We start from the raw sequence: 12,146 nt of genomic DNA, 5'->3' as shown, positions 1-12,146 counted from the left end.
AAGTTCTTAACAAACTCATACCCCTAATGGCATTGGTCGTAATATAATACCCGCTGTCGTTATTTGTCATCGAGACTTAGCAGCCATTCTGGATAACAAAACAACACCCGCAGTAAACAACCAAATCACTCGTTGTCATTATCAATCAGGGTAATTTTAACATAGAGTTTACTGGATTTATTACACAAGGTCAGCAAGGAGGTTATTTGCATCGGCTAAAAAAACATATTATCACCGAAATGATGGAAGTCTTTTTGGCGGTCATTACCGCACTGATACTGATTATGGTCAGCTTTCAGTTCGCCAAATTGCTTGGCGAGGCGGCCAGTGGAAAAATTGTCGGTGCCGCTGTCTTTAAATTGGTGGCGCTACACAGTGTGAATTTATTCGTACTGCTCACGCCTTTTGCCTTTTTTATTGCGGTGCTCATCAGCCTGTCAAAGCTTGCCACCGACAACGAACTCATTGCGATGAAAGCACTGGGCTATGGAAAATTGCAGACATACACGGCCATCTTTAGCGTAGCGGCGCCGCTGGCACTCCTTATACTTTACCTGACGTTGGATTTGCTACCCAAAACGCGAGAGCTAAGCTACGACCTGCGTGAAAAAGCCAGAAAAGAATCCGAATTATCTCTGATACAACCTGGTAATTTTCGCACCATCGGCAATCAAACGACCATCTATGTGGCCAACGTCGATGAACAGCAGTTTTCCCAATTTTTTGTCTGGCAAGCCAACGAACAGGGCGAGTCCGCCACTGTCGCGGCAAGCGGGCAACAGTTTAGCCAAGATACTCAGCGATTTTTAGCGCTAGATAGTGGCTCAAGAATTACCGAAAATAGCGATGGCACGCAGCTGATGCAATTTGAGCGCTTACTTGCCCTGCTCCCCGCTGTAACCGACATCAATCGTAACCAACGCATCAAAGCCGTCCCCACCAAAACCTTGCTGAGTGAAAAAAACATAGACAACCAGCTCGAATTACAGCGCCGATTTTCTCCTGCGCTTTCGATTTTTTTACTCGCACTATTTGCGCCGCTGTTAGTTCAAGTCAATCCGCGCGAGAATCGCTACGGAAAATATGTAATTGCCATTCTCACTTATGCAATTTATTTAAACTCGCAGTATATTTTCCAAGCATTGGTTGAAAATGGCAAACTGAGCATCTTGCCTGGCATGCACACCAGCCACCTTTTATTTCTGCTTATTTTATTCATTTGGTTAACACTAGCGAATTCGCAAAACAACCTCAAAACCAGTCTGCAGTCGTTGCGAAAAAACAGAGGAAAACATGCAAAAACGACTTGACCGACATATCGTCATCACGGTTTGCGGCTCAATTTTTGTTGTCTTGTTAGCCCTACTGATGATTGATTTGCTTGCGACCTTAATTGGCGAAGCGGATAACCTCGGCAAAAATACCTATAATTTTGTCACCCTCATGCAATACGTTTTCGGGCTAATTCCGCTAAAGCTCATCGAGTTTTTCCCGATTGCTTTATTAATTGGCGCACTGCTTGGTCTTGGTAAAATGGCCGCCGCAAATGAGTTAATTGTCATGCAGTCGTCTGGCGTTTCACGCCTACGTATCGGCATCTTAGGGTTTAGTTTGGCAGTTATTCTCGGTGCGTTAATTTTGTTGATTAGCGAATTTTTGGGCGTTTATCTAAACGACAAAGTCGAAAATATTCGCGCCAACGCGCTGGGTAGAGTCACGAACAGCCTGGTTAATCAACGCGTGTGGGCGCAAGATAATCGCAGCATTTTGCGGATAAACGGTGTCAATGCCCAAGGGGAATTCGTTGGCATCAAAATCTATACGTTTGACGAGGCAATGCAATTTGATCAAGTATTGGCCGCAGAGCGCGGCCGCTTTAACCCTGGCAACTGGCAACTCTTTAACACCACTGAAAAAACCTTTGCCAATAATACAATGCGCGTCACCCATCATGAAACGTATGATTGGCAAAATCGGCTCGATTACGATATCCTCACTTTGCTATTATCCGATCCTGAGGCACTCTCTTTGCGTGATTTATCACGTTATATTCAATATCAAAAAGCCAATGCTATCCAACCAACCAATTATTTATTAATTTTTTGGCAACGGTTACTGATACCCTTGACCACAGGTGTCATGTTTTTACTCGCACTGCCCTTTGTCTTTGGCTCTCAGCGCAATAGTGGTCAAGGTCGAAAGCTATTTATTGGCATTTTGTTGGGACTGGCTTACTTCATTGCTTATTCGAGTATTGCCAACATTGTTTTACTCACAGGGCTACCCGTTATTTTAGGTGCGATTTCGCCTATCTTACTCTTTTTTTTAGTGAGTTTGGTGTTGCTTAAGCTACGTCATTAGCCGCCCGCCTTAGTTGGCCGCCCTGCTGCTATCTGTTTTACCAATATAAGCTATAAAAAAATAGACATCGCGCGAAAAAATTCCTATACTCAGTACCGTAATCAATCACGGTTGTGCGACTCATTACACTGTCCGTAGCACAACCAAAATACAACAAACCACAAAACAGGTAATATCATGAAAAAAATAATGAAAAAAACACTACTGTCTATCGCAACGACTGCGATTACTATGAGCGTTGCGGTCGCGCAAGATCGTAGTGATTGGCCAAAAAGCATCAGTATTGGCACAGCCAGCCAAGGCGGTGTATATTTTGTTTATGGCAACGGATTGGCTGGATTTCTCGGTGAATCATTTGGCATTAGCGCAAGCGGAGAAGTCACAGGCGGCCCACAGCAAAATGCCACGTTAGTCGAAATGGGCGAACAAACCATTGGCTTAGTTACTATGGGACCAATGTATGAGGCTTGGAGTGGCAAAAGTGAATTAGCGCCAGGTTTGGAACACAAAAATGTTCGCGCCTTATTCCCCATGTACGAAACGCCTTTTCATGCCATTGCCATGAGTAAAACGGACATCAAGTCCATGAAAGATTTAGAAGGCAAACGCATCAGCGTTGGACCGCAAGGGGGAACCAGTTCGATATATTGGCCACGCTACCTCGAAGCTTTAGGGGTGAATGCACAAATTAACTATTCTGGCGCGTCCGATGCCGCCGGCCAATTAAAAGATGGCTTAATTGATGCCTTCACTTTCTCAGCAGGTATTCCAATTGGCGCTTTCTCACAATTATCAGCCGAAGCTGACGTTAAAACTTTTGCCTTTACTGATGAAGAACACGCTATTATTTTGGAAAAATTTCCGGAAGTTGCGGCCTTCACTATTCCAGGGGGTACTTACAGCGTGCAACCCGACGATCAACAGTCCGTTGCCATGTGGAATTTTGCCGTTGCACATAAAGACATGCCTGAATCGCTTGCCTATGAAATCACTAAATTGGTTATGGAAAACAATGATCGCATGAAAAGCATTCACGCAGCTGCCGCTAAAACCGTAGCCGAAAACTGGGATAAAAACAGCTTCCTCCCCTACCATAAAGGCGCAGTAAAATACTTCGCAGAAATTGGCATTGAGATTCCTGCGAATCTGCAAGAGTAAGGCGTTTAGGAATCCTTAACAAGATAATTTGCACCACTTACTCGCCATGCAAAAAAAAGTGTGACGAGTAAGTGTGAAATCATAGCCTTTAGTATGCATTGTTTTCACATAACAAAATTACATTAACATTAACAAGCGGACCAGCTGTCATTTGAATATTTGAATTCATGCTGGACACCTGTTGACACAAGCATAAACACTCAAATTGAGTCTTATACAGGATTAATGCAATGAACCAAAGCACAAACCAACCTTCGCACGAACATACCATTGCCACTTCAGAAAATATTGCACAAGGTGTTGATAATGAGGTCATCTTAAACAATCAGCGTGTGTTCAGTGGCAAAATCGCGGCAGTGCTTGCATTTGCCTGCATACTCTATACCGTGTTTCACATTGCTGTCATGAACTTTTATCCTTTAGAAACATGGGTTTATCGCTTAGTGCATGTCACAGGCGGTTTAATGCTTGGCTATATGATTTATTCGGCGCGTAATTTCATACTCTCTGCAAACCCTAATCAAGACCACACGTTTTTTGCTCCCATACCCACCTATCTATGGCTTATACTCATCCCAGCGGCTTTGGCAATTTTCGTTGCATTAGGACAAATCATTTATGCTGTGGTCAGTGACAATTTAATCCCAATGGGCGCACCCAAAGACAAAATGCAATATACCTTTGGTTATCCTATTTTTATTGGTACAACCCTTGCCGTGATATGTGCGTGGTTAACGCCTGCCAAAGCACGTGAAAAATTTAGCTTACCCGATATTTTATTGACATTGGCTGCCTTATCAGTGGGGCTGTACATTATTAGTCATGCAGAATTTTTGCGTATGCGCGCCCAAGTCTTTCCACATATCAACGATATGTACGCCGCCATTGCTGGTATTATTCTCATCCTCGAATTAACACGGCGCTTGGCGGGTTTAGCATTAGTAATCATCGTCTGTGTTTTTATTGCCTATGGTTTTATTGGCCCATGGCTGCCTGGCGTACTGCAACATCAAGGCTATCCTGCGGCACGTTTTTTCACCTTTTTATATACGGACAATGGCGTGCTTGGTCCAACTACTGCCATCTCCTCAACCTATATCATTTTATTTATTACCTTTGCCGCCTTTTTACAAGCCAGCAAAGTTGGTGAATATTTCATTAATTTCGCCTTTGCAGTTGCCGGAGGTGCACGCGGTGGGCCAGCAAAAGTCGCGGTATTCTCCTCTGCCTTGATGGGCACCATTAATGGCACATCCGCTGGCAATGTGGTGTCAACCGGCTCACTTACCATTCCTCTCATGAAAAAGGTTGGCTATAAACCCCAAACCTCTGCGGCTATAGAGGCGGCCGCATCATCGGGCGGACAAATTCTGCCTCCGATTATGGGCGCAGGTGCATTTATCATGGCAGAAATCACGGGGCTGGCTTATCGCGATATTGTCTTTGCCGCAATCATACCTGCACTACTTTATTTTTTGTCAATCTATTTTATGGTAGACAAAGCCGCGCTTAAATTGGGAATGCAAGGTTTGCCACGCAGCGACTTACCTAAATTTGCGCTGCTTGCGCGGCAATGTTTTTTGTTTTTACCAATTTTCATTTTAATTATCGCACTCTTTTTAGGCTATTCTGTTATACGTGCAGGTACGTTAGCCATGGTTTCTGCTGCTGTTGTAAGCTGGTTCACTCCACATAAAATGACCACAAAAATGATTTTATATGCCTTTGAAATTGCGGCAAAAATGTCATTGCAATTGGTGGCAGTGTGTGCGGCGGCTGGAGTCATTGTCGGCGTGATTGCACTAACAGGTATCGGCACCCGATTTTCAGCCATGCTTTTAAATTTAGCCGGCAATAGCCAACTCATTGCACTATTTTTTGCCATGCTAGTGGCCATTATTCTTGGCATGGGCATGCCTACAACCGCCGCCTATGCCGTAGCAGCAAGTGTGATTGCGCCAGGCTTAGTACAAATGGGCATTGAACCATTAACTGCACATTTTTTCATTTTCTTCTTTGCCGTAATGTCTGCCATCACGCCACCGGTTGCCTTAGCCGCCTATGCAGGGGCTGGAATTGCACAAACCGACCCAATGAAAACCAGCGTGGAAAGCTTTAAATACGGCTTAGCCGCTTTTGTTATTCCGTTTATGTTTTTCTATACCCCTGGCATGTTAATGCAAGGCAGTGGCGTTGAAAATTTCCATGCTTTTTCCAGCGCCGCCCTTGGAATTTTCATGTTAACCTCGGCGATACAAGGCTGGTTCTTTGGTCGAGTGATACCGGTGCTGCGCATCGTCTTATTTTTTGCTGCACTTGCAATGATTAGTGGCGGCATAGTCTCCGATATAATAGGACTTGCAACAGGGGCATTACTGTTTGCAATTCAAAAACGCTTCATCACTCCTAAAAACGTCGTAAAAGGACTAGATTAACGATAACAAACAATAAACAATAAACAATGAGTAAGTTACTAAAATATAATCAATATGCAGGCCATAGACCTATCATAAAATGGCTTGAAGCGCTAAATTTTATCGTAGATGATGTAAACAATCGCGCAGATAATGGAAATAATCTGAAAGTTGAGCAAGGAGAATTTACTGATGAAATTACAAAGGAAATAACAGAACAGATACTATTGTCCTTAAGCAATTTATCCGCTATAAAAGATAGCCCAAACTGCCTAACAACCCCGATACTGCTATCCAATGTAAATTCTTGGTATTATTGCATTTATCACGCTGCTAAATCCATGATATCAGCTCAAGAAAGAAAAACATCCTCAGAAAATCATACTCAAACAGCAAAAATGTTTGACGAATTATTTGCTAAAAAAGGACTAATACAAGAACCTTTTTCCTTTAGGTACTCATCGCTAGTAGAAAGCACGAGGGAAAATGAATTTGACTCACAAAACGTAACTTCATTTAAGCTTGGGGGGCATGATAATGCTCTTATTAGAAATTACTCAGATGCTAAATCAGCTTGCTTTGCAAAATTGAATGGTGAACATAAGTACTACCGAGAAAAACACGAAAACGAAATAAAGAAAAAAACGGATTTCAAATGGAGTGATTACAATCCCAAAGAAGCACAGGACTTCAGGGGTGATAAACTTAACAATAAGGGTGGCATAGGATTTTTACATTGTGCTTTTGGAGTTCGTGGCTCTATTGATTACAGGAATATAAATATCTTGCATCGGGACAGCTTTAACGACAAATCAATCCAGAATATAAATGGTTATCTAATCAATATTGCAATAGCATTTATCAGCGATATGATTTTTTTCCTTAGGAAAAGACTGCCTAATAAGGAATATCAGGATATATTAGACACAATAGAAGATTACGCTATCAATCCAGATTTAAGAGCATTGTTTCAAATAGAGAAGGCGTAGATATTAGCATAAAAAAAGCCCCGCACATTGTACGGGGCTTGTTATTAAGCGCTGGCATTGACCTACTTTCACATGGGGAGGCCCCACACTATCATCGGCGATGACGCGTTTCACTTCTGAGTTCGGGATGGGATCAGGTGGTTCCACGTCTCTATGTATACCAGCAAAACTGGTGCTATTTAACATTGGCTGTCAAGTGTTGTAAGGTTACAACGTTATTATACGGTAATCCATGATATAAACGATTTAAGCGTTATATGGTTAAGCCTCACGATCAATTAGTACTCCTTAGCTGCATACATTACTGCACTTCCACACGGAGCCTATCAACGTTGTGGTCTACAACGGATCTTTAGAGACCTCAAGGGTCTAGGGAGATCTTATCTTGGGAGGGGCTTCCCGCTTAGATGCTTTCAGCGGTTATCCCGTCCGAACGTAGCTACCCAGCAATGCATCTGGCGATACAACTGGAACACCAGTGGTTCGTCCACTCCGGTCCTCTCGTACTAAGAGCAGCTTCCCTCAAATCTCCAACGCCCACACCAGATAGGGACCGAACTGTCTCACGACGTTCTGAACCCAGCTCGCGTACCACTTTAAATGGCGAACAGCCATACCCTTGGGACCTGCTACAGCCCCAGGATGTGATGAGCCGACATCGAGGTGCCAAACACTGCCGTCGATATGAACTCTTGGGCAGTATCAGCCTGTTATCCCCGGCGTACCTTTTATCCGTTGAGCGATGGCCCTTCCATACAGAGCCACCGGATCACTAAGACCTACTTTCGTACCTGCTCGACTTGTCTGTCTCGCAGTCAAGCAACCTTATGCCTTTGCACAAACCTCACGATTTCCGACCGTGATTAGGTTACCTTCGTGCTCCTCCGTTACGCTTTAGGAGGAGACCGCCCCAGTCAAACTACCCACCAGACACTGTCCTCGATCCGGATGACGGACCTAAGTTAGAACTCCACACATACAAGGCTGGTATTTCAACGACGGCTCCATGAGAACTAGCGTCCCCACTTCAAAGCCTCCCAGCTATCCTACACATGTAGGTGCAAAGTTCAGTGCCAAGCTATAGTAAAGGTGCACGGGGTCTTTCCGTCTTGGTGCGGGTACACGGCATCTTAACCGCGATTTCAATTTCACTGAGTCTCGGGTGGAGACAGTGTGGCCATCGTTACGCCATTCGTGCAGGTCGGAACTTACCCGACAAGGAATTTCGCTACCTTAGGACCGTTATAGTTACGGCCGCCGTTTACCGGGGCTTCGATCAAGAGCTTGCACCCCATCAATTAACCTTCCGGCACCGGGCAGGCGTCACACCCTATACGTCCACTTTCGTGTTTGCAGAGTGCTGTGTTTTTGATAAACAGTCGCAGCCACCTGGTCTCTGCGGCCCCCAATAGCTTACTGAGTATTCATTCACCATCAGGGGCGTACCTTCTCCCGAAGTTACGGTACCATTTTGCCGAGTTCCTTCACCCGAGTTCTCTCAAGCGCCTTAGAATTCTCATCCCACCCACCTGTGTCGGTTTGGGGTACGGTTCTTAATTACCTGAAGCTTAGAGGCTTTTCTTGGAAGCATAGCATCAACCACTCCGATTGCAATAATCGTCGCCATCACATCTCAGCATTAAATCTCCGGATTTGCCTAAAGATTCTGCCTACCTGCTTAGATACACATCCGATAGTGTTCTGGTTTAGCTTTCTCCGTCCCCCCATCGCAGTAATTAAAAGTCCAGGAATATTAACCTGATTCCCATCGACTACGCATTTCTGCCTCGCCTTAGGGGCCGACTAACCCTACGCCGATTAACGTTGCGTAGGAAACCTTGGGTTTTCGGCGAGGGAGTTTTTCACTCCCTTTATCGTTACTTATGTCAGCATTCGCACTTCTGATACCTCCAGCATCCCTTACGAGACACCTTCATCAGCCTACAGAACGCTCCTCTACCGATGTCTAATGACATCCCGTAGCTTCGGTGTTGTGTTTGAGCCCCGGTAAATCTTCCGCGCAGGACGACTCGACTAGTGAGCTATTACGCTTTCTTTAAAGGATGGCTGCTTCTAAGCCAACCTCCTAGCTGTCTATGCCTTCCCACATCGTTTCCCACTTAACACAAACTTTGGGACCTTAGCTGACGGTCTGGGTTGTTTCCCTCTCCACGACGGACGTTAGCACCCGCCGTGTGTCTCCTGTGTATCACTTGTTGGTATTCGGAGTTTGCAATGGTTTGGTAAATCGGTATGACCCCCTAGCCATAACAGTGCTCTACCCCCAACAGTGTCACCACAAGGCGCTACCTCAATAGCTTTCGAGGAGAACCAGCTATCTCCGAGCTTGTTTAGCCTTTCACTCCAAGCCACAGGTCATCCCCTAATTTTTCAACATTAGTGGGTTCGGTCCTCCAGTTGATGTTACTCAACCTTCAACCTGCCCATGGCTAGATCGCCCGGTTTCGGGTCTAATCCCAGCAACTATACGCCCTATTAAGACTCGCTTTCGCTACGCCTCCCCTATCCGGTTAAGCTCGCTACTGAAATTAAGTCGCTGACCCATTATACAAAAGGTACGCAGTCACATCACATGGATGCTCCCACTGCTTGTATGCATACGGTTTCAGGTTCTATTTCACTCCCCTCACAGGGGTTCTTTTCGCCTTTCCCTCACGGTACTGGTTCACTATCGGTCGACAACGAGTATTTAGCCTTGGAGGATGGTCCCCCCATATTCAAACAGGATTTCACGTGTCCCGTCCTACTCGATTTCAGCTGTAAAAAGTTTTCGTGTACGGGGCTATCACCCTGTATCGCGCCACTTCCCAGAAGCTTCCACTAACTTAATACAACCTTAAGGGCTACTCCGCGTTCGCTCGCCGCTACTAACAGAATCTCGGTTGATTTCTTTTCCTCCGGGTACTTAGATGTTTCAGTTCCCCGGGTTCGCCTCCACATGCCTATGTATTCAGCATGGGATACCGCCGAAGCGGTGGGTTTCCCCATTCGGATATCCACGGATATAATGCCTATTATCAGCTCCCCGTGGCTTTTCGCAGATTTTCACGTCCTTCATCGCCTGTTGTCGCCAAGGCATCCACCGTATGCACTTATTCACTTAACCATATAACCTTAAAGCGTCTAACGCCAAAGCCAATGATTAACACTTACCTTGTATCATTTTCTTACTTGCATAAGTAACGTTGTAATGTTCGCAATACTTACGCATCACGACCTTACTGATCAGATAACTCTTGAGAGATAATTATCTGATCCACTTGACTTGCCAATTGTTAAAGAGCTTTGCCTTGAAAAAGCAAAATAAAAAAAACGGATAAAAATCATTAACCATTCGCTTGATTTACTTTCTCAAAACCTACATCGTATCAAACGTCACCTAAATTCACCTAAATGGTAGGCCTGAGTGGACTTGAACCACCGACCTCACCCTTATCAGGGGTGCGCTCTAACCAGCTGAGCTACAGGCCTAAAATGGTGGAGCTAAGCAGGATCGAACTGCTGACCTCCTGCGTGCAAGGCAGGCGCTCTCCCAGCTGAGCTATAGCCCCGGCTAACGTCTGATATGTAAACAAAATAATTTGTGTCGAGTATTTTACCGGCCAATCCTTTATCTTCTTTAAAGGAGGTGATCCAACCGCAGGTTCCCCTACAGTTACCTTGTTACGACTTCACCCCAGTCATTGACCACAAAGTGGTAAGCGTCCTCCAAAGGTTAGACTACCTACTTCTTTTGCAACCAACTCCCATGGTGTGACGGGCAGTGTGTACAAGACCCGGGAACGTATTCACCGCAGCATTCTGATCTGCGATTACTAGCGATTCCGACTTCATGCAGTCGAGTTGCAGACTGCAATCCGGACTACGAACGGCTTTTTCAGATTAGCTCCGTCTCACGACTTGGCAACCGTCTGTACCGCCCATTGTAGCACGTGTGTAGCCCTGGCCGTAAGGGCCATGATGACTTGACGTCATCCCCACCTTCCTCCGGTTTGTCACCGGCAGTCTCCTTAGAGTTCCCACCATAACGTGCTGGCAACTAAGGATAGGGGTTGCGCTCGTTGCGGGACTTAACCCAACATCTCACGACACGAGCTGACGACAGCCATGCAACACCTGTGTCAGAGTTCCCGAAGGCACCAATCCATCTCTGGAAAGTTCTCTGCATGTCAAGGCCAGGTAAGGTTCTTCGCGTTGCATCGAATTAAACCACATGCTCCACCGCTTGTGCGGGTCCCCGTCAATTCCTTTGAGTTTTACACTTGCGTGCGTACTCCCCAGGCGGTCAACTTAATGCGTTAGCTGCAGCACCGAATCCAAAAGACCCGACACCTAGTTGACATCGTTTACGGCGTGGACTACCGGGGTATCTAATCCCGTTCGCTACCCACGCTTTCGCACCTCAGCGTCAGTATTGGCCCAAATGACTGCCTTCGCCATCGATATTCCTTCCAATCTCTACGCATTTCACTGCTACACTGGAAATTCCATCATTCTCTACCATACTCAAGTCTACCAGTTTCAAATGCAGTTCCTAGGTTAAGCCCAGGGCTTTCACATCTGACTTAATAAACCGCCTACGCGCGCTTTACGCCCAGTAATTCCGATTAACGCTTGCACCCTCCGTATTACCGCGGCTGCTGGCACGGAGTTAGCCGGTGCTTCTTCTGTGACTAACGTCAATTGCTATGGTTATTAGCCATAACCGTTTCCTCATCACTGAAAGTGCTTTACAACCCGAAGGCCTTCTTCACACACGCGGCATTGCTGGATCAGGGTTGCCCCCATTGTCCAATATTCCCCACTGCTGCCTCCCGTAGGAGTTCGGGCCGTGTCTCAGTCCCGATGTGGCTGATCATCCTCTCAAACCAGCTACGGATCGTCGCCTTGGTAGGCCTTTACCCCACCAACTAGCTAATCCGACATGGGCTCATCTATTAGCACGAGGTCCGAAGATCCCCCGCTTTCCTCCAAAGAGCGTATGCGGTATTAGCACGAGTTTCCCCGTGTTATCCCCCACTAATAGGCAGATTCCCATGCATTACTCACCCGTCCGCCACTCGTCAGCAAGAGAGCAAGCTCTCTCCTGTTACCGTTCGACTTGCATGTGTTAAGCATGCCGCCAGCGTTCAATCTGAGCCAGGATCAAACTCTTCAGTTTAAACCTTATTATTTTAGCTCAGTCGATTGCTCGACTTCACAA

At 45.8% G+C, this 12,146-nt stretch carries 5 protein-coding genes, 2 tRNA genes and 3 rRNA genes; 5 read left to right on the top strand and 5 right to left on the bottom strand.

Going from position 1 to position 12,146, the window contains the following annotated elements; translation table 11 throughout:
* The first annotated feature begins 206 nt into the window (after positions 1-206).
* The 5 genes from lptF to GCU85_RS07655 all read left to right on the top strand — a co-directional run bounded on the left by lptF (position 207) and on the right by GCU85_RS07655 (position 6,922).
* Positions 207-1,310, top strand: a complete 1,104-nt coding sequence (gene lptF / locus GCU85_RS07675; RefSeq protein WP_152810598.1) for an LPS export ABC transporter permease LptF — start codon at positions 207-209, stop codon at positions 1,308-1,310.
* Positions 1,294-2,361 (top strand): LPS export ABC transporter permease LptG, encoded by a 1,068-nt coding sequence (lptG, locus tag GCU85_RS07670; protein WP_152810597.1) that lies wholly within the window; start codon positions 1,294-1,296, stop codon positions 2,359-2,361. Before lptF ends, lptG begins: the two co-directional genes overlap by 17 nt.
* A gap of 177 nt (positions 2,362-2,538) precedes the next feature.
* The gene (locus GCU85_RS07665; RefSeq protein ID WP_218110612.1) at positions 2,539-3,519 is read left to right on the top strand and encodes a TAXI family TRAP transporter solute-binding subunit; all 981 of its coding nucleotides are present in this window, start codon (positions 2,539-2,541) and stop codon (positions 3,517-3,519) included.
* 230 nt (positions 3,520-3,749) lie between these two features.
* On the top strand, positions 3,750-5,954 hold the full coding sequence (locus tag GCU85_RS07660) for a TRAP transporter permease (protein ID WP_152810596.1): 2,205 nt from the start codon (positions 3,750-3,752) through the stop codon (positions 5,952-5,954).
* 26 nt (positions 5,955-5,980) lie between these two features.
* Positions 5,981-6,922, top strand: a complete 942-nt coding sequence (locus GCU85_RS07655; protein WP_152810595.1) for a hypothetical protein — start codon at positions 5,981-5,983, stop codon at positions 6,920-6,922.
* A 49-nt stretch (positions 6,923-6,971) separates the two neighbouring features.
* Here GCU85_RS07655 and rrf read toward each other — a convergent pair.
* The 5 genes from rrf to GCU85_RS07630 form a co-directional block, all read right to left on the bottom strand.
* A 5S ribosomal RNA gene (gene rrf / locus GCU85_RS07650) occupies positions 6,972-7,087 on the bottom strand.
* A 92-nt stretch (positions 7,088-7,179) separates the two neighbouring features.
* Positions 7,180-10,049: ribosomal RNA gene (locus GCU85_RS07645) — 23S ribosomal RNA — on the bottom strand.
* Between the two features lie 288 nt (positions 10,050-10,337).
* Positions 10,338-10,414 (bottom strand) — tRNA-Ile (locus tag GCU85_RS07640).
* A 4-nt stretch (positions 10,415-10,418) separates the two neighbouring features.
* Positions 10,419-10,494: transfer RNA gene (locus GCU85_RS07635), tRNA-Ala, on the bottom strand.
* A gap of 70 nt (positions 10,495-10,564) precedes the next feature.
* A 16S ribosomal RNA gene (locus GCU85_RS07630) occupies positions 10,565-12,104 on the bottom strand.
* The 16S, 23S and 5S rRNA genes sit together here with 2 tRNA genes alongside, the layout of an rRNA operon.
* Positions 12,105-12,146 lie beyond the last annotated feature (42 nt).

This window comes from Ostreibacterium oceani, assembly GCF_009362845.1.
Taxonomy (GTDB): domain Bacteria; phylum Pseudomonadota; class Gammaproteobacteria; order Cardiobacteriales; family Ostreibacteriaceae; genus Ostreibacterium; species Ostreibacterium oceani.
The sequence above is the reverse complement of the archived record's forward strand: the minus strand, read 5'-3'. Positions and strand labels throughout refer to the sequence as shown.

Coding starts and splice junctions, on each gene's coding strand:
- GCU85_RS07665 (WP_218110612.1), top strand. CDS start 2,539: ATGAAAAAAATAATGAAAAAAACACTACTGTCTATCGCAACGACTGCG.
- lptG (WP_152810597.1), top strand. CDS start 1,294: ATGCAAAAACGACTTGACCGACATATCGTCATCACGGTTTGCGGCTCA.
- GCU85_RS07660 (WP_152810596.1), top strand. CDS start 3,750: ATGAACCAAAGCACAAACCAACCTTCGCACGAACATACCATTGCCACT.
- GCU85_RS07655 (WP_152810595.1), top strand. CDS start 5,981: ATGAGTAAGTTACTAAAATATAATCAATATGCAGGCCATAGACCTATC.